Below are 19,986 nucleotides of genomic sequence, written 5' to 3'. Positions count from 1 at the left end.
CTTTTCAATTCGGTGGCGGAGGGGGAGGGATTCGAACCCTCGAAGCCTTGCGACTTACACACTTTCCAGGCGTGCTCCTTCGACCACTCGGACACCCCTCCGCATTTTCGCTCTTCTCGTAACGGCTGTGCCGGTGCGTTCAGAACGGCGCACATAGTATCGAGCTAAGCCCGTGATCGCAAGCCGTTTTTCCTTTCCCGGCGACCTTTTACGTTCATCGTCCAGGACTGGCGCGCCGCGCTAGCTCCATCGTTCGACGAAGTCCGCCGGGTTGCGCGCCGGGGCATCGGGGTAGCGCCCGCCGGGCTGGCCCAGATAGAGATAGCCGATCAGTTCTTCCTGCTCGCCAAGCCCAAGACCTCGCCAGACGGTCCTGTCATGCGCGTAGGTCCCCGTGCGCCACATGGCACCGAGGCCCTGGGCGAACGCGGCGTAGAGCATCGCGTGGGCCGCGCAGCCGGCAGAGATGATCTGCTCGACCGGGGGCACCTTGGGAAGATCCGGCGTAATCCTGGCAATGACGGCGATGATCATCGGCGCCCGCCTGGGTTTCTTGCGGGCGGCATCGAGGCTACCGTCATCGATATGCGGATTGGCCTGATAATCGGATCGGGCGAACAGTTCGCCCAGCCGGTCGAGCCCTTCTCCGCTGATCTCGATGAACCGGTACGGCGTCATTTCCTTGTGGTCCGGCGCCCGCAGCGCCGCGCGGTAGATGGCATCGAGCTGCTCGGCGCTCGGCGCGGGCCCGGCGAGCTTGCCCATCGAGCGACGCTCGTGCAGCAGTGTCATGGCATCCATGGTTGCCCTCCTCTGGCGGTAGCGATAAAGACTCGATTGCGTAAACGCCGATCTGGTCGTCGAAATTCTACGGCAAACGTATCACTGCCGCAGCAGCCGCGCAGGCAGCTCCGGCATCCACCCCGGCGTGGCCCGCCAGGGGTTGATGTCGAGCCCGCCACGGCGCACGTAGCGCGCCATCACCAGAAGTTCGTGTGGAAGGCAGCGTGCCATCAGATCGACGAAGATGTGCTCGACGCAATGTTCGTGAAAATCCTGATGTTGACGGTAGGAAACGATATAGCGCAGCAGCGCGGCCCGATCGAGTCGCGGGCCGCGATAGGTAATCAGCACGCTCCCCCAGTCCGGCTGGCCGGTCACCGGACAGTTGGACTTGAGCAGATGCGAGTGCAACGTCTCCTCGACGATATCGTTGCCATCGCAGACCAGCAGATCGGCGGATGGCGTGTAGCGATCGATGTCGATCTCGATGTCGTCGATGCACTCACCGGGCATCGGCCGAGGGGCCAGCGCAGCGTCGTCGACACCAAAGAGCTCCACCGTGACCGGGGCGCCGGCCGCAGCGCCCAGATCCCGCTGCAGAAAGTCGATGACGGCATCCCGACCGGCGAACGTCGTCTGGTTGAAGCCGTTGAGATAGAGCTTCCACGACTTGGATTCGATCAGCCGGGGCGAGTCGGCCGGCAGGCGGAATCGTGCAATGGCCACCACCGGCTTGCCACGCAGATCGAGCCAGGAGAGTTCGAATGCCCACCATTCGTCGCCTCCGACAAACGGCAGCGACGACGCCTCGATACCCAAAGGCGCACGGTTGGCTGCGCGCTCGATGGGAAACAGAAGAGAAGCGTCATAGCGATCGGGATAGGCGGATTCCTGGCCGAGTGGCGCGTCGACCAGCGTCTCTGGGCGATCCTGGTTCACGAGCGAATCCCCTTGCCGCGATTGAGCATCCACAGCGCCACGGTCCAAAGCACGACGATAAACGCAGCAATGGCGACCAGCGCCCCGCCCACCGGGATATCGGAAATGCCGAGAATACCGTAACGGAAGGCGTTCACCATGTAGAGAATCGGATTGATCATCGTCACGTTCTGCCAGAACTGCGGCAGCAGATCGATCGAGTAGAATACGCCGCCGAGATAGGTCAGCGGGGTCAACACGAAGATCGGGATGATCGAGATGTCATCGAACTTCTTGGCCAGCAACGCGTTGATGAAGCCACCGATCGAGAACAGCATTGCGGTCATGATCACGACGGCCAGGGTCACCAACGGGTGATGCAAATTCAGGTCGGTGAAGAAGAACGACACGATCGTGACGATCAGCCCGACGCCGAGCCCGCGTGCCGCGCCACCGATGACGAAACCGGCCAGAATCACCCAGTTGGGCATCGGCGAGACCATCATCTCTTCCACACTGCGCTGGAACTTGTTGGAGAAGAACGACGAGGCCACGTTGGAGTAGCTGTTGGTGATCACGGACATCATGATCAGCCCGGGCACGATGTAGGACATGTAGGAGATGCCGTGCATCTCGCCCACGCGCGAGCCGATCAGATTACCGAAGATGATGAAGTACATCGTCATGGTGATGGAGGGCGGCACCAGCGTCTGCGGCCAGATCCGCACGAAGCGGCGCACTTCCTTCACGACCATGGTCCAGAGAGAAATCAGCAGTTGCCGGGTATTCAAGACGCCGTCTCCTTGGCCTGAGCGGATTTTTCGGACTGCTTATCGATGCCTGCCGTGGCCTCCGGCTGCGAGGTCATCGACACGAACAGCTCTTCCAGGCGATTGGCGCGATTACGCATCGAGAGCACGCGGACGCCCTGCTCGGTCAATTGCTGGAAGGCATCGTTCAGATTGGTGCCTTTGCGCACGGAGAGTGCCAGCTGGTGAGAGTCGACGCGTTCGGCGTCGAAGCCCTCTATCGCCGGCGCGGCCGTCAACGGCTCGGCGAGATCGAGCAGGAAGGTTTCGGTGTCCAGCTCGGTCAACAGACCCCGCATCGAGGTGTTCTTGATGATCTCGCCGCGATTGATGATCGCGATGTTGCGACACAGACTCTCGGCTTCCTCGAGGTAGTGGGTCGTCAGAATGATCGAGGTGCCCTCTTCCTCGTTGATCCGGCGCATGTACTCCCACATGCTGCGACGCAGCTCGATATCGACGCCGGCGGTGGGTTCATCGAGGATCAGCAGACGCGGGCGGTGAATCAGCGCCCGCGCGATCATCAGGCGGCGCTTCATGCCACCGGAGAGCATGCGGGCAGCGCCATTGCGCTTGTCCCACAGACCGAGATCCTTGAGCAGACGATCGGAGCGCGGCTTGGCTTCCTTCATCGGCATGCCGTAGTAGCCCGCCTGGGTCAGGATGATGTCCTCGACCTTCTCGAACTGGCTGAAGTTGAACTCCTGCGGCACGACCCCCAGATGGTATTTCGCCCTGGCAAAATCCTTGTCGATATCGATACCGAATATCTTGACCTGCCCCGCCGTCTTCTGGACCAGCGAGCAGACGATGCCAAGCGTAGTGGATTTACCCGCGCCATTCGGACCGAGCAGCGCAAAAAAATCGCCCTGAGCGACATCGAGATCGATGCCTTTCAAGGCTTCAAAACCATTACCGTAGACTTTGGTCAGCCCGCGGATGGACAGTGCTGGTTCTGCCATCAGGGATTCCTGCCGTGTTTGAGAAATCGAAATTCGCGAAATCAGGGTTTGCAAAATCAATCGAGACGAAGTGCCGTCGATATGGGGGCAATTCCACCGGGTTCAATCTTTAGCAGACGAATAGAAGATTCGATATGACAGGGTCAGTCGAGCCGACGGATAGCGAGCCGTGTGGCGGGGTTACGCGACGGATGCAACGCAAAAATCCCGAGAGAACGGGGATGCCGCTTCACGAGTGATGATTACTGGCGTAATGAAAACCACGATATGGAGCGGGAAAGGAGATTCGAACTCCCGACCCTCGCCTTGGCAAGGCGATGCTCTACCACTGAGCTATTCCCGCTTATCGCTGCCGACGCTTGAAGCGACGACGACATGACCTGGCGATCATGAAAGTGGCGTCCCATAGGGGGTTCGAACCCCTGTTACCGCCGTGAAAGGGCGGTGTCCTGGACCACTAGACGAATGGGACGCAATTTGGCGCCTGAGCTACCAAAATTTGGAGCGGGAAAGGAGATTCGAACTCCCGACCCTCGCCTTGGCAAGGCGATGCTCTACCACTGAGCTATTCCCGCACCGTAACCTTCTACACAAACTTCGCTGAACCAAGTGGCGTCCCATAGGGGGTTCGAACCCCTGTTACCGCCGTGAAAGGGCGGTGTCCTGGACCACTAGACGAATGGGACGTAATGTCTCGGCTCCGTCGAAGTGGCGCGTATGTTACTGAGGCGACCTAAAGGTGTCAAGCGGTTGATTTCACCGATTTTCACCTCGACCCAATCAAGGCTGGTCAGTGCCCGACAAATGGCCTGTAATGCAAGGCATGAGCTGCAACGAATAGTGTCAACGTGATGATGAGGAGACCGAACATGAGCAAGGTGGAGAAGACTGAAGCCGAATGGCGCGAGAAGCTGACCCCCGAGCAGTACCACGTGACCCGCGAGAAAGGCACCGAGCGCCCGTTCACAGGCGACTATCAGGTCGAGCCGGTCCAAGGTATCTACCACTGCATCTGCTGCGGCGCCCCGCTGTTCGAGAACGAGCACAAGTTCGAGGCCCACTGCGGCTGGCCGAGTTTCGATCGACCCCTGGCGGCGGCCTCGGTCGAAGAGCATCAGGACGATAGCCACGGCATGCGCCGGATCGAAGTGACCTGCCGCCGTTGTGACGCGCACCTTGGTCATGTATTCCCGGATGGCCCGGCGGACACCACTGGTCAGCGGTACTGCATCAACTCCGTGGCGATCACCTTCCACGCTGGCGAGTGAGCGCGCCCGTGGGCCGTTCGGCCCATCCTGCGGCACGTAGCTCGCTGCTAGCACCCAGACGATAGCACCCAGACGATAGCACCAGGACGACAGCGCCCCGANNTCGGGGCGCTGTCGTGGCGACCGTCGCCGCCCGTCGGGCCGTACTCAGCTGCCGCGATAGGTGGAGTAGGCGTAGGGACTCAGCAGCAGCGGAATATGGTAGTGCTGCTGGGTATCGGCGACCTCGAAAGGCACGGTGATCTCAGGGAAGAAGGTTGCGCTGCCACGGGCGCGGTACCAGTCGCCGGTCTCGAAGACGGCGCGGTAGACACCGGACTCGAACGTCTCGCTCTCGGGATAGAGCGCCGAGATTCGCCCATCCTCGGAGGTTGTCCCGGTGGCGATGGTCTCCCACTGGCCGTCGGCCCGATGCTCCAGCTTCACCGCCACCCCCGCCGAGGGCTTGCCGGTCTGGGTGTTGAGGACGTGGACGCTGATCGGGTTGCCGGCGGCCAGTGAGATGCTCGCGACGCTGGCGAGCAGCAGACCGGCGGCGATTGATGCGAGTGGTTTCATGCGGGGCTCCTTTCCCTGCTGTTGATGATCAGACTCCCCTACGCAGCCCGTCGACGCGTGGATGCAAAGAGATGCCATCGCCGGCTGACGATCGCGCCCGCCACGGACGCCGACGCGCCCCAGCTGCAGCCGTCGGGTGCCGCATTCTGCTAGAATGTCCGCCCGCTTGCCGTTGGGCGCGGCACGATTCGATTCGAAGAACAGGCAGGAGAACCTCATGCTCGGCTGGTATCCCGGACACATGAACAAGGCGCGGCGCCAGATCACCGAGGCGCTGCCGGAAATCGACGTGGTGATCGAGGTCCTCGACGCCCGCCTGCCCTACTCCAGTGGCAACCCGATGCTGGCGGAGCTCACCGAGCACAAGCCGGTACTGAAGATCCTGTCCCGCGCCGACCTGGCCGATCCCGAAGCCACGCAACAGTGGATCGAATTTTTCGACGCCCAGCCCAATAGCCGCGCGATCGCCGTCACCACGACTCAGGCTCGCGAGCTCAAGCAGATTCCCGCGCTATGCCACGAACTGGCCGGCCAGGTACGTGCCGACCGCGACGTGCGCGTGATGGTGATGGGCATCCCCAACGTGGGAAAATCGACCCTGATCAACGGGCTGGCCGGGCGCAAGATTGCCAAGACCGGCAACGAGCCGGCGGTCACCAAGCGCCAGCAGAAGATTCGGATCGACGGCCGGGTCTCCTTGATCGACACGCCAGGCGTGCTGTGGCCGAAGATCGAGAATCAGGTCAGCGCCTATCGGCTCGCCGCCAGCGGCGCGATCCGCGATACCGCGATCGAGTACGTCGATGTCGCCATCGTCTGTGCCGCCGAGCTGGCCAAACGCTATCCACAAGGCCTGCGCGAGCGTTACAAACTCGCCGAACTCCCCGTCTACGTGGCGCCTTCCGAGGCCGATGCGGTGGACGCCGATGGGCCCAAGCTGGTCGATTTCCAGGCCAGGGCCGGTTTCGACGGTCACGCGATCATGAACGAGATCGCGCGCAAGCGTGGCGGACTGAAGGCCGGCGGGGTGATCAATCTTCATCGCGGGGCGGAAGTCCTGCTGCACGAACTCCGCGATGGCAAGCTGGGTCGGCTGACGCTGGAACTCCCCGAGGACATTCCCGAGCCCATCGAGGCAGCAGCCGACGAATCCGAAAGCTGATTCTCGCCATACAGATGACCTGAAAATTGTGTCTTTTCTGCCCCTTGCGCCGCGCCTGCGCGGCGTTATGCTGGGATATCGGCGACGCAGCCCGCCGAGCAGAACTGACTCAGCGTGTTCGTCAGCGGCGCCTTGCGTTTCACGCCGTGCGCCACCGACTCTTGATCCTACTCATCCGCCTGACTCTTTAGGCTGTGCAGCTTACGGAAGCCCCATGAACGGCCCCATTCGGAAATCGCATAAGCTCGACAATGTCTGCTACGACATCCGTGGCCCCGTTCTCGATCACGCCAAACGGCTCGAGGACGAAGGTCATCGCATTCTCAAGCTGAATATCGGCAATCCGGCACCCTTCGGTTTCGAAGCGCCGGAAGAGATTCTTCAGGACGTGATGCGCAATCTGCCGACGGCGCAGGGCTATTGCGACTCCAAGGGGCTCTATTCGGCGCGCAAGGCGATCATGCAGGAGTGCCAGCGCAAGGGCATCCCCGGCGTCGGCGTCGAGGACGTGTTCATCGGCAACGGGGTTTCCGAGCTGATCGTGATGGCGATGCAGGCGCTGCTGAACGACGGCGACGAAGTTCTGATTCCGGCACCGGACTATCCACTGTGGACGGCGGCGGCAAACCTGTCCGGAGGTCATCCCGTTCACTATCTTTGCGACGAGGCCGCCGACTGGTCACCGGACATTGCCGATATCCGCGACAAGATCACCACGCGTACTCGCGCGATCGTGCTGATCAACCCCAACAATCCGACCGGAGCGGTCTATCCACCGGCGGTGGTCAAGGAGATCCTCACAGTCGCTCGCCAGCACGGCCTGGTGGTGTTCTCCGATGAGATCTACGACAAGATTCTCTATGACGGCGTCGAGCACGTCTCCACCGGCGCCCTGGCAGCGGACGACCAGCTGGTCGTGACCATGAACGGCCTCTCCAAGAGCTATCGCTGTGCCGGCTTCCGCTCGGGCTGGATGATTCTCTCCGGCGGCCAGGGCAAGCAGAACGCCGAGGATTTCATCCAGGGCCTCAACATGCTGGCCTCGATGCGCCTGTGTGCCAACGTGCCGGCGCAGCACGCGATCCAGACCGGATTGGGTGGCTATCAGTCGATCAACGATCTGATCCTGCCCGGCGGTCGTCTGTTGGCACAGCGCGATGTGGTCTATGAAAAGCTCAACGCCATTCCGGGCGTCTCCTGCGTCAAGCCCAGGGGGGCGCTCTATGCATTCCCACGGCTCGACCCGGAGGTCTACCCGATTCACGATGACGCCCAGATGGTGCTCGACCTGCTGCTGCAGGAACGCATCCTGCTGGTCCAGGGCACGGCCTTCAACTGGCCGACCCCGGATCACGTGCGCATCGTGACACTGCCGTGGGCAGACCAGTTGGGTGATGCCATCGATCGTTTCGCGCGCTTTCTGTCACGCTACCGCCAATGATTGAAAAGGCCGCGCGTCATCGCGCGGCCGACCGCCCTCCTGAAATCTCCCTCTTGAAACCTATTCGCGAAAGCCGTATCTAACGGTTCATAACCGCCTGATTACCGGGCGATAACGAATAACAGACCAATCAACCGGCGCGCAAAGCGTCGGCAGCACCTTTCCACGACCGAGGGTAAAGACCGATGATGCGAATCATCCTGTTTCTGGCGACCAACCTGGCGGTGGTGCTCGTCGCCAGCATCACGTTGCGATTACTGGGCGTCGAGCCCTATCTCAATGCCAACGGGCTGAACATGAACAGCCTGCTGATCTTCTGCTTCGTGTTCGGCATGGCCGGTTCCCTGATCTCGCTGTTCATCTCCAAATGGATGGCAAAAATGAGCACCAAAGCCAAGGTGATCGAGCAGCCGGGCAATTCGACCGAGCAGTGGCTGCTCGACACCGTCCGCGAGCTGGCACAGCAGGCCAACATTCAGATGCCGGAAGTCGCGATCTTTCCAGCCCAGCAGTCCAACGCCTTTGCCACCGGCTGGAACAAGAACGACGCGCTGGTGGCGGTTTCGCAGGGACTTCTCGAGCGCATGCGTCCCGAGGAAATTCGTGCGGTGCTGGCCCACGAGATCGGCCACGTCGCCAACGGAGACATGGTTACGCTGGCGCTGATCCAGGGCGTGCTCAACACTTTCGTGATGTTCTTCGCGCGGGTGGTGGCCCAGGTCGTCGACAGTTTTCTGCGCGGTCGCGACAACGGCGGCGGCCTCGGCTTCATGGGCTATTTCGTGGTGGTGATCGTCGCCGAGATCGTGTTCGGACTGGTGGCGTCGATCATCGTGGCGTGGTTCTCCCGCTTCCGCGAGTATCGCGCCGATGCCGCCGGTGCCAAATACGCCGGTAGCGGCGCCATGATCAATGCACTGGCCCGACTGAAAGCCGAAACCGGCCAGCCGGACCAGATGCCCGACTCGCTGACGGCGTTCGCCATCACTACCGGGCAAACGCGCAAGATCATGGAAAAACTGTTTGCCAGCCATCCGCCGCTGGACGAGCGCATCCGCGCGCTGAAGGAGTCCGCCTACCGGGATTGACGTCCATTCGGGACGATGCCCGAGACGCTACAGGCCCCCTCCCAACGCCCCGCCCTGTGCGGGGCGTTGGCCTACCCCGACCCCTATCCGGCCAGTGTTACCTCGCGCTGCCCCCTTTCGGCAAGTCGACGACTCGATTCGGCACGCTCTGCGCCAAAGATGTGCAGACCTGCAACCCAGGCCGGGCCGTCGACCGGTGGAGGACGCGGATGGATAACCCTTTTCAGCGCCGCGGCATACAGCTTGCTTGGTCAGTGCCGACTGCCATAGCGAGGATCGAACCATGCCCCTACCCCAAGCCGACAATGACTACCCCCTGAGCGAAGTGCCTGACGATGCGCGCAAACCCTTCGCATCGCTGACCTTGCTGTTGCTGGGCTTCACCTTCTTCACCGCGACCATGTTCGCCGGCGGCCAGCTCGGTGCGGCGTTTCCGCTGGGAGAGCTGCTGGCGTTGATCGTGGTGGGCAATCTGCTGCTGGGCATCTATGCCGCGGCGATCGCCGGCATTGCCGCGCGCTCCGGTCTCAGCACGGCGCTGATGTCGCGATTCGCGCTGGGCGAGCGCGGCAGCGCGCTATCCGATCTGCTGCTGGGCATCACCCAGGTCGGCTGGTACGCCTGGGGCGTGGCCACCATCGCCAACGTGCTGGTCTCGACGCTGGGACTCGCACCAGACTGGGCGACTCCGCTGATGGTGCTGTTCGGCTTCGGTTTCTGTCTCACGGCCTTCATCGGCTACCGCGGCCTGGCTCTGCTCTCCAACGTGGCGGTACCGGCGATGGCGCTGCTGATTGCCATCAGCATGATCATCGCCTGGCGCGATGGCGGCGGCTGGACCGGACTGGCCGCCACCGCCCCCAGTGCCGAGCTGGGCTGGGCAGCCGGTATCACCATCATCTTCGGCACCTTCGTATCCGGCGCGACGCAGGCCAGCAACTGGAGCCGTTTCGCACGCACCCCGCGTCAGGCGATCACGGCGACCCTGTTGGCGTTTTTCATCGGTAATGGCCTGATGGTCTTGATCGGCGCCGTGGGAGCGTTTGTCTACCAGCAACCGGATGTGGTCGAGGTACTGATCCTGCAAGGCTTGACCGTCGTCGGGCTGGCCATGCTGTTCCTCAACCTGTGGACCACTCAGGACAACACCATCTACAACTTCGCCGCCGCCGGCTGCAACCTGCTGCGAACGCGCCAGCGTGGCTGGGTGACGCTGGGCGGCGCGGCGATCGGCACGCTGCTGGCGCTGGCCGGGATGGATACGCTGCTGGTGCCCTTTCTGATCGCGCTGGGCACCTGCATCCCGCCGCTGGGGGGCATAATCATTGCCGACTACGTCTTCCTGCGTCGCGGCCACTATCCCAGACTCGACGCTGCCAGGTTGCCGGCGTTTCATCTTCCCGGGCTCGGCGCCTATGCGTTGGCAACCCTGGGCGCCTGGTTCTCTCCATGGGTGCCCCCGCTGGTCGGCATCGCGCTGGCGCTGGCGCTCTACCCCCTGTGCTGTCGCTGTCTGGGCCAACGATCCATGAAGCCGGCACTATAATCCGCTCCAGCGAGGCCCAGGCCCGTTCAACGGCATCGAGATCGTCTGCATCCATATCTCTGGCCCGCGTGTATCCCCGGTGCAGGACATGAAGTTCTGCCCTATTCACGCTTGGAGAGACGCCAATGAAAACTCGACAGCTAGCCAGCGTTACCCTGACCGCCGCCCTGCTGGGTTCCTTCAGCCTCGTGGCAAATGCGGATGGAGTGCCGGCAGACGTACAGGTACCGGACGGCAACAAGGTCGCCATGGAAACGGTAGGCGTCGGCGAGATCACCTACGCCTGCGAGATCAAGGATGGCGCGCACGAATGGGTGTTCAAGGGACCGGATGCCAAGCTCAACGACGCGGACGGCAATCAGGTCGGCAGCTACTACGGCCCGCCGGCCACCTGGGAATCCAGCGACGGCTCCAAGATCACCGGTACTCAGCTGGCTACCGCGCCAGGTGGCGAGGGCAACATCCCCTTCCAGCTGGTCGAAGCCAACCCGGCCGAGGGTGAAGGACACATGACCGGCGTCAGCTACGTCCAGCGCCTGAACACTCAGGGCGGCGTGGCTCCGGACATGGCCTGCAGCGCCGACAACGAAGGCGCCGAGGAAGTGGTCGAGTATCAGGCTGACTATCTGTTCTGGAAAGCCAGCTGATCAACAGACAATGCCAGCTGATCGACAATGCCGACTGATCGACAATGCTGGCTGATCTGCCAACGCAGTGGATGACTCCACGCTCATCCACAGGCCAACACGGGCTCGCCATGACGAGTCCGTGTTGCGTAGTATGAGACTCATCAGCCCCGACCGGGGTGCGCTTCAAGGAAAGTGCGTGTGACAGACGACACAGCAGCGCTCAATCAGTCGACGTCCGATCATGGCGTTCTGCTCGAAGCCTGTGCCAAAGGGGACCGCCACGCGCTTCAGCGGCTCTACGCGCAGGAGGGATCCCGCATGCTGGGCGTGGTGATCCGTATCGTCGGCGATCGCGGCATCGCCGAAGACATCATCCACGACGCTTTCGTGAGCATCTGGAACAAGGCCCATACGTTCGATGCCCAACGCGGCTCGGGCAAGACATGGATATTCAGCGTCACGCGTCACTTGGCACTCAATCATGTCAGAACCCGTCATCGGGAAGTGACCGTCGATGACGATACGGCCGAAAGGCTCGATGCCGAGCGATCACAGGAGGCGGCTACGGATACCCAGGATCATTTCGACTGGCTCGGCCATGGAGAGCTGGATCGCTGTCTCGGGCAACTGGCGCCGGAGCGACGCAACTGCCTGTTCCACGCCTATGTCGACGGCTTCAGCCATCAGGAGATCGCTGCGCGCCTGGATCGTCCCCTGGGGACCGTCAAGGCCTGGATCAAGCGAAGTCTGGCGGCGCTGCGTGAGTGCCTGTCATGACCGACCATCTCGAGCCACTGTCTCCTCTCGGACCGGACGAGACCGACGACCTGGCGGGCGAATACGTTCTGGGTACGCTGAGCGCCGAACGGCGCGACGCGGTCGAACATCGTCTAGCCCATGACGCGGCGCTTCGAACCGCTGTCTGGAGCTGGGAATCGCGATTGCAGCCTTACACGGCGTTGGCCGAGCCGGTAGAGCCGACGCCTCATCTATGGCAGCGCATCGAGCGAAGCCTCGACCACCAGGATGGGCCGGTTTCGACGCTCCCGGCGGATCGATCGCCATCCAGGAACACGCTCTGGGAACGGCTGTGGGACAGCGTCACGGTGTGGCGAGGCGTGAGTTTCGCCAGCGTGCTGGCGGTCGCTGGCCTCGCTGCCATGCTGGCCTTGGCTCCGTCATCTGCGCCGTCGTCCCGTTATCTGGTGGTATTGATGACACCCCAGCACACCCAAGCCGGCTGGGTAGTCGAGGCGAGCTCATCGCAGCAGCTCAGTCTGATACCGGTCGGTACTTTCGAGGTGCCACCGGGCAAGGCGCTGGAATTCTGGACCAAGGCCGACGACTGGAGCGGGCCGGTCTCGCTGGGTCTCGTTCAACCCGGAGAGTCCCAGCAGCTTTCGCTGAAGAACCTGCCACCGCTGGAAGACAACCAGCTGTTCGAGTTGACGCTGGAGGACGCCACGGGCTCCCCGCTCGATCGCCCTACCGGCCCGATTCAGTTCATCGGTCGTGCCGTCGAACTGTAGCGCATCGCAACTCTGCAGCGGCGTGGGCCGCTGCAGGACACCTTCCGACACTTGATGAGAATGGTTGACAATAACGTCCTTCGCGCGCCTAATTGGTTGACACTATCAACCGAAAAGGCAGCCACATGCCAGGCATGACGGTCGGCGAGCCCCTGCATCAGCTCATGCATGCCTACAAGCGCGCGCTGCGCCAGGCATATGCCGAAGCCGAGCTGGACCTCACCGTCTCGCACATTCGCACGCTCAAGGCGATTCGTAGCCAGATGCCCTGCACCGCGCAGCATATCGCGCATCGCACCCAGCGCGACAAGGCCCAGATCACTCGGCTACTTCGCGATCTGCTCGACGCGGGCATTATCGCCAAATCGCCGCATCCGGATGACCGGCGCAGCCTGATTCTGTCGCTGACTGCCCATGGCCAAGCCGTGATGAAGCAGGTCGATACCTGCGAACGCCAGGCCCACGCGCGGCTGTCGAGCGGCATGACCCAGGCCGATCTCGAAGCCTTCCTGCGCCTGTCGAGGTTGATGATTTCCAACCTGAATTGATCGGGAGTTTCGATGCCAAAACCCGCACCCAGACCCTATACCGTGCTGAACCGACGACTCGTCACGCCCCATATGCTGCGACTGACGTTCGGCGGCGAGGGCATGGCTGAGTTTCCAGCCGACCAGGAAAGCGCCTACGTCAAGCTGATCATTCCGACCGATGACGACGCGCGCGACACGCTGCGCACCTACACGGTCCGCCATCAGCGCGAAGACAGCATCGATATCGACGTCGTGCTGCACGAAGATGGTGGCCCCGCCGCGACCTGGGCCGCATCGGCACAACCGGGCGACACGATTCTGATCGGCGGCCCGGGACCGGTCAAGCGCCTGCCGGCAGCAGCCGACTGGTATCTGCTGGCAGGCGACATGACCTCGCTACCGGCGATCGGTGCCAACCTGGAACGGCTGCCTCCAGACGCCAGCGGCTACGCCATCATCGAAGTGACCAGCGAAGCGGACATTCAATGGTTCGACCTGCCCGCGGGCATGCGGATCAACTGGTTGATCAATCCGCATCCCGGCAGTGACAGCGATCGTCTGGTCACGGCGCTGCGCGAGTTCGATTGGATCCCGGGCACGCCGGGCATCTGGGTCGCCTGCGAGTTTTCGGCCATGCGCAAGCTGCGTCGTCATTTGATCGATGAGCGCGGCGTCGGCAAGCGGGACATGTACATTTCGAGCTACTGGAAACTGGGCAGCAGCGAGGATGGGCATCGCACCGTCAAGCGCGAGGACGCGGAAAGAGAGGAAATCGAGAGCGCCTAGCCCCGAGGATGTCGGCACGGGCGCTCTCTGGCGGGGCAAGACTGGGCTATTTGCCCAGCTTGACGCTGAAGCCGAACCCTTCCATGGCGTCGCGAAGACCGCCCTTGTTCTTTTTCAGCTCGACCCGCAGCGTCTGAAACTCCCGCCGTGACGGGTACTCGCGACGATAGGCATCGAAGCCCGCCGCCATTCCCAGACGCCGCCGGTAGCGATCGAACGCCAGCATGTCGCGGCGAACGTCGTAGCAGGCGCGGGCACATAGCGACAGCGCTTCCAGCGGCGGTGTCCAGCTGTGCAGCACGATCTTGCGCAACCATGGGTCGGGCTTGAGCTGACCGAGCTTCTTGCGCGCCGGCAACCCGAAATGACGCATGGCCGCCTGGTAGATCATTTCGGTGCCCAGCATCTTGCCGTCGACACTGTAGCCCGCGATATGCGGCGTGCCGATATCGACCAGCTCGAACAGCGCCTCGTCGACGCCCGGCTCATGTTCCCAGACATCGAGTACCGTACGCAGATCGGCCTGACGTTCCAGCCGCTCGCGCAATGCATCGCCATCGAGACAGTCTCCGCGGCCGGCATTGATCAACACCGTACCCGGCTTGAGCGCATCGATACGTTGACGATTCATCAGATGATGAGTGGCGTGTTCGCCATCGGCCACCAGTGGCGTGTGCAGGCAGATGATGTCGGCACGGTCGATCAACGTGTCCAGATCGAGAAAATCTTCGCGGTTCTCGGCCTCGGCGCGTGGCGGGTCGCAGATCAGGCAGTCGACGTCCAGATTGTCGAGACGCGTCGCCAGGCGTCCGCCGACGTTACCGGCGCCCACGATACCCACCGTCTTGCCGGACAAGGAAAAGCCGTCTTCTTCGGACAGCAGCAGCAGACTGGAGAGCACGTAGTCGACCACGGATTCGGCATTGCTGCCCGGCGCGCTGGCGAAGCCGATGCCACGTTCGGTCAGAAGGCCCGTATCGATATGATCGGTGCCGATGGTGCAGGTGCCGACGAACTTCAGCTTGTCGGCGCCCTCAAGCAGTGCGGCATTCACCGGAGTGATCGACCTGACCACCAGGATATCGTGTCCACGGAGACTGGCCGCTGTCATCTCGCGACCGGGCTGGCGGGTGACCTCCCCCAGCTCACCAAAGAATTCTTCTGCCAGCGGAATGTTCTCATCCACCAGGATGCGCATGACTACCCTCTTGTCTCGTTCAACGCCGACTTATGTCGTTCAGCCCAGCCTCGAGCCGGCTCGGTGAGCCCCGATGTCGAACTCAAGCGTCGACACCGGCGTCGATTTCTGCGGGGCTTGCTTTACAATGGCGCCTGACGTCGGGTGCGACGCGGGGTCGCGGAATCGCGACGCTCGGCGCAGCCATATTAGGCCGGCCATTCGCGATGAACAAGCGAAGAGCAACAAGCAGCAGGAGTCCGCGTGATCGTCCGTTGGGAAAGTGAACATGACTATGTCCTGGTCCATCTGCACCAGGACATGTTTGGCGACTGGATCTACAGCCGCGCCTGGGGCCAGATCGGCACCCAGTATGGCGGCCTCAAGCATGCCGTCGCCGACAGCTACGATCAGGCCATGATGTGGATCGACGACCTCTCCCATATCCAGACGGCGCGTGGCTACCGCAAGGTGCTCGACGCCGAGGACGATACCCCCGAGGGGCGGCAGGCCATGGCCCAGCTGTCGCTGCTGGACTAGGCACTGTCTGAAAACTGCCTGCGCTCGCCCATACGGCGTTAAAAATCGGCTCACTGAACAACGTTCAGAACGTCCGAAGGGCGAGCGGAGCGAGTCGCATGCTCATTGACACCGCGTAAACTGGTACGCCAGCCCGGTCCGTCTTCATCGATTTTTGCCTTGGCCACGCCCCCGGTCTTGCCTTCGCTCGTCGACTTTTCGGACAGAACCTGGGCTCTGACGGGTCCGTTCGAGCGCCTAGCCAAGGTGCCGAATGCGAAAGCAGTGATGCAGATTGGCCCGCCGGGTGAAATCCGGATCGTAGGTCTGCGCGGTGATCTCTTCGACCTGATAGCGTGACGCCACCGCCGCGTCCAGGCTGAACCGCTGCTGGTTGTTGGAGAAGATCAGTTCCCCTTCCGGTGCCAGGCGCGCCATCGCCAGCGCGATCAGCCGAGCATGATCGCGCTGGATATCCAGCGTGCCCTCCATCCGCTTGGAATTCGAGAACGTGGGCGGATCCATGAAGATCAGATCGAATTCGCTGCCCGCGGTCTCCAGCCAGCGCAGGCAATCGTCGCGCACGACCCGATGCCGGCTGGGATCGAGCCTGTTGAGCGTGAAATTGTCCCGCGCCCATTCCAGGTAGGTATTCGACAGATCCACGCTGACGCTGTCGCTCGCCCCGCCCAGCGCGGCGTGAACCGTCGCCGTGCCGGTGTAGCAGAACAGGTTGAGGAAGCGTTTGCCGCTGGCCCTTTCAGCCAGCAGACGGCGTACCGGGCGGTGATCCAGAAACAGCCCCGTGTCGAGATAATCCTTGAGGTTGACCCACAGCCTGGCATTTCCCTCGTCGACCACGAAGCGGTCGCCGCTGTCGGCCTGCTTGCGATACTGCGCCTTGCCGCTCTGGCGCTCACGCTGCTTGTAGTGAATCTGCTCGGGACGGACGTCCAGCGCGACGGGAATCGCGCTCAACGCATCCATCAGACGACGCTGCGCCTTGCTGGGCTCGATCGATTTCGGCGCCGCGTACTCCTGCACGTGAACCTGATGACCGTAGACATCGATGGCCAGCGCGTACTCCGGCATATCGGCGTCATAGAGCCGATAGCAGGACTCGCCGGACTTCTTGAGCCACTTGTTCAACCGTTTGCGATTCTTCTGCAGCCGATTGGCGAACATCTGCGCGCCTTCGCTCAGCGTTGCCTCCCGCGGCCCAGCGGCCGATCGCTTTTCGTCGCTTTCCGGGACCGCCCTTACGGCAATATCGATCAGCAGCAGCTTGCAGTCCAGCGGGCCATTCTTGAACGCGTACTGTTTGTGAGCGCGCAGGCCGAGACGGTGGCCCAGGTCCGGATTACCGGTGAACAGCGCCAGTTGCCAGCCCGGAAACTGCTGACGCATGCGCTCGCCGAGATCGCTGTAGAGCGCCACCAGCTCGGGCAGTTCCCCCAGCCGCTCGCCGTAAGGCGGATTGGTGATGACCATGCCGGTTGATTCGGCATCGTCCTCGCCGAGCTCGGCCGGACGTTCGAGCGCTTTGACCGACCCGCCGGACAGCGTGATGAGGGCAGGAATGCCCGCCCGCATGGCGTTGCTCCTGGCCGCAGCGATCGCCTGGGGGCTCTGGTCCAGGCCGAACAGCCGCGACCTGGCGCGACGCCGGCCGAGATCGGCACGCGCTCGGGCTTCGCGACGCAGCTCCTGCCAGCCCTCGGCGTCGACATCGGCCAGCGTCTCGAACGCAAAGCTCTCACGGTTCAGCTGCGGCGCCACGTCGGCCGCCATCATTGCCGCTTCGATCAACAGCGTACCGGCACCGCACATCGGATCGACCAGCGGTTCGCCGCGGCGAGCTCTCGCCGGCCAGTCCGCCCGCACCAGCAGCGCCGCGGCCAGATTCTCCTTCAGCGGCGCGTGGCCGGCATCGCGACGATAGCCGCGCTGGTGAAGGCTCGCCCCCACCAGATCGATACCGACCAGCAGCTGGCCCTTGTGGAGGTGGGCATACAGGCGCACGTCGGCCTCGCGGGGATCGATGGCGGGTCGCTCCCATCCGGCCTCGCGTAGCGCATCGACCACGCCATCCTTGACCACTTGGGCTCCGAACCGCGTATGCCGAATGGCTGCGGAGTGGCCATGAAAGTCCACGGCGAGTGTCTGTCCGGGTTTCAGCATACTGGCCCAGGGCACTGCCTTGACCATCGCCACGATCGCCGCCGGTTCCTCGCAACCGGTTTCCCGACCCAGGGTCAGGATCACCCGATTGGCCAGACGTGACCAGAGACAGATCCGATACGCCCCTTGGCGGTCGGTGGTCGCATGCAGTCCGGCGACGGTAGTTTTTTGTATCTCGCCCCCGAGATCGGCGATCTCTTCCGCCAGCAGGGATTCGATACCCCAGGGGCAGGTGATGTAGAGGCTTAACAGGGAGTTATCATCTTTCATGGCAGCGTCATCCGACCGTTATATAGCGGTCATATTCCAGTGTGTTCAGTGAAGAAGCCGTTTTATGACGAAACGCCTATCGACATCGTTTCTCATTTCGACTAAAGCTATCAGACGTAGCTACGAAACAACGCATGCGGTTTGCCTGTCCGGACTTTTTTGCGGGCAGTCGGTCGAGTTCGGCCCCGGGCCACTCGATGGACTGTGGTTTTCCTCAGAAGATGCACTGGCTCTGACAAGAGGCTACTACACGATGAAACGACAGAAACGTGATCGTAACCAGCGGGCTTTTCTTCACGGCTACAAGGCAGGGATCGTCGGTCGCTCACGCGACGAATGCCCCAGCCAGGACGTGAATCTGCGCGAAAACTGGATGAGCGGTTGGCGTGAAGGTCGCGGCGACCAATGGGCCGGAATGACGGGCGTTTCGGGCATCCACAAGAACCCGACGGTGATGACGTAGCTGGCGCTGATTTCAATACCCTCAAGGCTCGCCACCGGCGGGCCTTTTTATGATGCCCGCATAGTACAATCCACGCCCGGACACGGCTGCGGCCGGCTTCATTTCCGATCTATCACCGCTCTTCCATTACCGCTCTTCCATCACTGCTCTGGCTCTGACGCCGGTTTCAGCGACTGTCGCGGTCGTCTTCGTCAGGCCGCTTGACCGACCACCGGCGCTCTGACGTTGTCGGCATGCTCAAGCCTGGGCGCTATCGAGCTGCGTCGCTCGCACGCACTCGCCAATCAGCTCCGGTCCGCGATAGATGAAACCGGTATAGAGCTGCACCAGGTCGGCGCCCGCCTGGCACTTCTCGCTCGCCCGAACACCGCTGTCGATACCGCCCGCGCCGATGATCGGCATCGTCGGCAACAATTTTCGCAGCTCTCGAACCACTGCCGTCGAGCTCGCGAACAGCGGCGCTCCCGACAGTCCTCCGGCTTCATGGGCGTGGGGCATGCCGGTCACGTGCTCGCGGGACACCGTGGTGTTGGTCGCGATGACACCGTCGATATCGTTCGCCTGAAGCGTGTTCGCGACCAGCGCCATCTCGTCGTGCGTCATGTCCGGGGCGATCTTGACCGCCAGCGGCACACGATGGCCGCGCTCGGCGTCGAGTTTGGACACCTCGGCCTTCAGCGCGCTCAGCAGGCCATCGAGATGATCACCGAACTGGAGATTGCGCAGCCCCGGCGTGTTGGGCGAGGAAATGTTCACCGTGATGTAGTGCGCGGCACCGTGCGCCTTGCGCAGACAGGTCACGTAATCATCCACCGCGCGCTCGACCGGAGTCGTCAGGTTCTTGCCAATGTTGATGCCGATGACGCCGTTGTAGCGGCTCTTGCGCACGTTGGCGACCAGGTGATCGACACCCGCGTTGTTGAATCCCATCCGGTTGATGATCGCCTGGGGGCCGGTCAACCGGAACAGGCGCGGCTTGGCGTTCCCCTGCTGCGGCTTGGGGGTTACCGTACCGACCTCGACGAAACCGAAGCCCAGAGCACCCAGCGCGTCCAGATGGTCGGCGTTCTTGTCGAGACCAGCCGCCAGTCCCACTCGATTGGGGAAGGTCAAGCCCATCAGGTCCACGGACGTCGATGCCACATAGGCATCGCCGAGCATGCCGGAAAGTCGGGCACGATGTGCCGTATCCAGCGCGGTCAGGGTCAGGCGGTGTGCGGTTTCCGGCTCTAGCCGGAACAGCAGCGAGCGAACGAGGGCGTACATGAATGGATCTCGTCGGTAACGAAAGAAGTCTGTCGCGGCGGGCGAGTATATCCCAACCTGGTACCTCGGAACGAACCCTGCGCGCTCGAACCCGAAAGTCG

At 62.4% G+C, this 19,986-nt stretch carries 20 protein-coding genes and 5 tRNA genes; 12 read left to right on the top strand and 13 right to left on the bottom strand.

Going from position 1 to position 19,986, the window contains the following annotated elements; genetic code table 11:
• Positions 1 to 13 precede the first annotated feature (13 nt).
• From DOM36_RS10755 to DOM36_RS10715, 9 genes are all read right to left on the bottom strand, one after another.
• A tRNA-Ser gene (locus tag DOM36_RS10755) sits at positions 14 to 101 on the bottom strand.
• A gap of 139 nt (positions 102 to 240) precedes the next feature.
• Positions 241 to 801, bottom strand: coding sequence for a nitroreductase family protein (locus tag DOM36_RS10750; protein ID WP_075571625.1), 561 nt, complete (start codon positions 799 to 801; stop codon positions 241 to 243).
• An 81-nt stretch (positions 802 to 882) separates the two neighbouring features.
• Entirely contained in the window at positions 883 to 1,722 is an 840-nt protein-coding gene (gene queF, locus DOM36_RS10745; RefSeq protein ID WP_075571626.1) for an NADPH-dependent 7-cyano-7-deazaguanine reductase QueF, read from the bottom strand.
• A complete protein-coding gene (locus DOM36_RS10740; RefSeq protein WP_075571627.1) occupies positions 1,719 to 2,492 on the bottom strand; it encodes an ABC transporter permease in 774 nt (257 codons plus the stop codon). Before DOM36_RS10740 ends, queF begins: the two co-directional genes overlap by 4 nt.
• Positions 2,489 to 3,472, bottom strand: coding sequence for an ABC transporter ATP-binding protein (locus DOM36_RS10735; protein ID WP_075571628.1), 984 nt, complete (start codon positions 3,470 to 3,472; stop codon positions 2,489 to 2,491). Before DOM36_RS10735 ends, DOM36_RS10740 begins: the two co-directional genes overlap by 4 nt.
• 268 nt (positions 3,473 to 3,740) lie before the next feature.
• Positions 3,741 to 3,815: transfer RNA gene (locus tag DOM36_RS10730), tRNA-Gly, on the bottom strand.
• A gap of 53 nt (positions 3,816 to 3,868) precedes the next feature.
• A tRNA-Glu gene (locus DOM36_RS10725) sits at positions 3,869 to 3,944 on the bottom strand.
• Positions 3,945 to 3,972: 28 nt separating this feature from the next.
• A tRNA-Gly gene (locus DOM36_RS10720) sits at positions 3,973 to 4,047 on the bottom strand.
• 35 nt (positions 4,048 to 4,082) lie between these two features.
• A tRNA-Glu gene (locus DOM36_RS10715) sits at positions 4,083 to 4,158 on the bottom strand.
• A gap of 183 nt (positions 4,159 to 4,341) precedes the next feature.
• Between DOM36_RS10715 and msrB the strand changes: the two genes are divergently transcribed.
• A complete protein-coding gene (msrB, locus tag DOM36_RS10710; RefSeq protein WP_075569877.1) occupies positions 4,342 to 4,740 on the top strand; it encodes a peptide-methionine (R)-S-oxide reductase MsrB in 399 nt (132 codons plus the stop codon).
• A gap of 147 nt (positions 4,741 to 4,887) precedes the next feature.
• Here msrB and uraH read toward each other — a convergent pair whose 3' ends face one another.
• On the bottom strand, positions 4,888 to 5,298 hold the full coding sequence (uraH, locus tag DOM36_RS10705) for a hydroxyisourate hydrolase (protein ID WP_110643169.1): 411 nt from the start codon (positions 5,296 to 5,298) through the stop codon (positions 4,888 to 4,890).
• A 217-nt stretch (positions 5,299 to 5,515) separates the two neighbouring features.
• On the opposite strand from uraH, the gene ylqF reads away from it, so the two are divergent.
• From ylqF to DOM36_RS10660, 9 genes are all read left to right on the top strand, one after another.
• Complete coding sequence (gene ylqF / locus DOM36_RS10700) at positions 5,516 to 6,460, top strand: ribosome biogenesis GTPase YlqF (RefSeq protein WP_075569878.1); 945 nt, start codon at positions 5,516 to 5,518, stop codon at positions 6,458 to 6,460.
• A gap of 214 nt (positions 6,461 to 6,674) precedes the next feature.
• Positions 6,675 to 7,901, top strand: a complete 1,227-nt coding sequence (locus tag DOM36_RS10695; protein WP_110643083.1) for a pyridoxal phosphate-dependent aminotransferase — start codon at positions 6,675 to 6,677, stop codon at positions 7,899 to 7,901.
• 185 nt (positions 7,902 to 8,086) lie between these two features.
• A complete protein-coding gene (gene htpX, locus DOM36_RS10690) occupies positions 8,087 to 8,989 on the top strand; it encodes a protease HtpX (protein ID WP_075569880.1) in 903 nt (300 codons plus the stop codon).
• A gap of 283 nt (positions 8,990 to 9,272) precedes the next feature.
• The gene (gene codB / locus DOM36_RS10685) at positions 9,273 to 10,535 is read left to right on the top strand and encodes a cytosine permease (RefSeq protein ID WP_110643082.1); all 1,263 of its coding nucleotides are present in this window, start codon (positions 9,273 to 9,275) and stop codon (positions 10,533 to 10,535) included.
• A gap of 125 nt (positions 10,536 to 10,660) precedes the next feature.
• Positions 10,661 to 11,182, top strand: a complete 522-nt coding sequence (locus tag DOM36_RS10680; RefSeq protein WP_075569882.1) for a DUF3455 domain-containing protein — start codon at positions 10,661 to 10,663, stop codon at positions 11,180 to 11,182.
• Between the two features lie 180 nt (positions 11,183 to 11,362).
• On the top strand, positions 11,363 to 11,941 hold the full coding sequence (locus DOM36_RS10675; RefSeq protein WP_083941722.1) for a sigma-70 family RNA polymerase sigma factor: 579 nt from the start codon (positions 11,363 to 11,365) through the stop codon (positions 11,939 to 11,941).
• On the top strand, positions 11,938 to 12,693 hold the full coding sequence (locus tag DOM36_RS10670) for an anti-sigma factor (RefSeq protein WP_075569883.1): 756 nt from the start codon (positions 11,938 to 11,940) through the stop codon (positions 12,691 to 12,693). The genes DOM36_RS10675 and DOM36_RS10670 overlap by 4 nt, the downstream gene beginning before the upstream one ends.
• 125 nt (positions 12,694 to 12,818) lie before the next feature.
• Entirely contained in the window at positions 12,819 to 13,241 is a 423-nt protein-coding gene (locus DOM36_RS10665) for a MarR family transcriptional regulator (protein WP_110643081.1), read from the top strand.
• 12 nt (positions 13,242 to 13,253) lie between these two features.
• Positions 13,254 to 14,009 (top strand): siderophore-interacting protein, encoded by a 756-nt coding sequence (locus DOM36_RS10660; protein ID WP_110643080.1) that lies wholly within the window; start codon positions 13,254 to 13,256, stop codon positions 14,007 to 14,009.
• A 46-nt stretch (positions 14,010 to 14,055) separates the two neighbouring features.
• Here the strand turns inward: DOM36_RS10660 and pdxB are convergent, their stop codons facing one another.
• A complete protein-coding gene (gene pdxB / locus DOM36_RS10655; RefSeq protein WP_110643079.1) occupies positions 14,056 to 15,207 on the bottom strand; it encodes a 4-phosphoerythronate dehydrogenase PdxB in 1,152 nt (383 codons plus the stop codon).
• A gap of 243 nt (positions 15,208 to 15,450) precedes the next feature.
• Here pdxB and DOM36_RS10650 point away from each other — a divergent pair, with 243 nt between their 5' ends.
• Positions 15,451 to 15,726, top strand: coding sequence for a WGR domain-containing protein (locus tag DOM36_RS10650; protein WP_075569887.1), 276 nt, complete (start codon positions 15,451 to 15,453; stop codon positions 15,724 to 15,726).
• A gap of 237 nt (positions 15,727 to 15,963) precedes the next feature.
• On the opposite strand, the gene rlmKL is transcribed toward DOM36_RS10650, so the two are convergent.
• A complete protein-coding gene (rlmKL, locus tag DOM36_RS10645) occupies positions 15,964 to 18,156 on the bottom strand; it encodes a bifunctional 23S rRNA (guanine(2069)-N(7))-methyltransferase RlmK/23S rRNA (guanine(2445)-N(2))-methyltransferase RlmL (RefSeq protein ID WP_110643078.1) in 2,193 nt (730 codons plus the stop codon).
• Positions 18,157 to 18,409: 253 nt separating this feature from the next.
• Here rlmKL and rmf point away from each other — a divergent pair, with 253 nt between their 5' ends.
• Positions 18,410 to 18,619: a ribosome modulation factor gene (gene rmf / locus DOM36_RS10640; protein ID WP_075569889.1), complete on the top strand. Its 210-nt coding sequence runs from the start codon at positions 18,410 to 18,412 to the stop codon at positions 18,617 to 18,619.
• A 237-nt stretch (positions 18,620 to 18,856) separates the two neighbouring features.
• Here rmf and DOM36_RS10635 read toward each other — a convergent pair whose 3' ends face one another.
• Complete coding sequence (locus DOM36_RS10635) at positions 18,857 to 19,885, bottom strand: quinone-dependent dihydroorotate dehydrogenase (RefSeq protein ID WP_075569890.1); 1,029 nt, start codon at positions 19,883 to 19,885, stop codon at positions 18,857 to 18,859.
• Between the last annotated feature and the right edge of the window lie 101 nt (positions 19,886 to 19,986).

It is taken from the genome of Salinicola sp. CPA57 (assembly GCF_003206035.1).
Classification (GTDB): Bacteria; Pseudomonadota; Gammaproteobacteria; order Pseudomonadales; family Halomonadaceae; genus Salinicola; species Salinicola socius.
This window is presented reverse-complemented; position numbering and strand designations above follow the sequence as displayed.

What these genes read in the sequence shown, in the direction of transcription:
- pdxB (WP_110643079.1), bottom strand. Translation starts at nt 15,207, where the DNA reads ATGCGCATCCTGGTGGATGAGAACATTCCGCTGGCAGAAGAATTCTTT.
- codB (WP_110643082.1), top strand. Translation starts at nt 9,273, where the DNA reads ATGCCCCTACCCCAAGCCGACAATGACTACCCCCTGAGCGAAGTGCCT.
- rlmKL (WP_110643078.1), bottom strand. Translation starts at nt 18,156, where the DNA reads ATGAAAGATGATAACTCCCTGTTAAGCCTCTACATCACCTGCCCCTGG.
- DOM36_RS10750 (WP_075571625.1), bottom strand. Translation starts at nt 801, where the DNA reads ATGGATGCCATGACACTGCTGCACGAGCGTCGCTCGATGGGCAAGCTC.
- uraH (WP_110643169.1), bottom strand. Translation starts at nt 5,298, where the DNA reads ATGAAACCACTCGCATCAATCGCCGCCGGTCTGCTGCTCGCCAGCGTC.
- msrB (WP_075569877.1), top strand. Translation starts at nt 4,342, where the DNA reads ATGAGCAAGGTGGAGAAGACTGAAGCCGAATGGCGCGAGAAGCTGACC.
- DOM36_RS10665 (WP_110643081.1), top strand. Translation starts at nt 12,819, where the DNA reads ATGCCAGGCATGACGGTCGGCGAGCCCCTGCATCAGCTCATGCATGCC.
- DOM36_RS10660 (WP_110643080.1), top strand. Translation starts at nt 13,254, where the DNA reads ATGCCAAAACCCGCACCCAGACCCTATACCGTGCTGAACCGACGACTC.
- DOM36_RS10695 (WP_110643083.1), top strand. Translation starts at nt 6,675, where the DNA reads ATGAACGGCCCCATTCGGAAATCGCATAAGCTCGACAATGTCTGCTAC.
- DOM36_RS10670 (WP_075569883.1), top strand. Translation starts at nt 11,938, where the DNA reads ATGACCGACCATCTCGAGCCACTGTCTCCTCTCGGACCGGACGAGACC.
- DOM36_RS10635 (WP_075569890.1), bottom strand. Translation starts at nt 19,885, where the DNA reads ATGTACGCCCTCGTTCGCTCGCTGCTGTTCCGGCTAGAGCCGGAAACC.
- ylqF (WP_075569878.1), top strand. Translation starts at nt 5,516, where the DNA reads ATGCTCGGCTGGTATCCCGGACACATGAACAAGGCGCGGCGCCAGATC.
- DOM36_RS10735 (WP_075571628.1), bottom strand. Translation starts at nt 3,472, where the DNA reads ATGGCAGAACCAGCACTGTCCATCCGCGGGCTGACCAAAGTCTACGGT.
- htpX (WP_075569880.1), top strand. Translation starts at nt 8,087, where the DNA reads ATGATGCGAATCATCCTGTTTCTGGCGACCAACCTGGCGGTGGTGCTC.
- rmf (WP_075569889.1), top strand. Translation starts at nt 18,410, where the DNA reads ATGAAACGACAGAAACGTGATCGTAACCAGCGGGCTTTTCTTCACGGC.
- DOM36_RS10680 (WP_075569882.1), top strand. Translation starts at nt 10,661, where the DNA reads ATGAAAACTCGACAGCTAGCCAGCGTTACCCTGACCGCCGCCCTGCTG.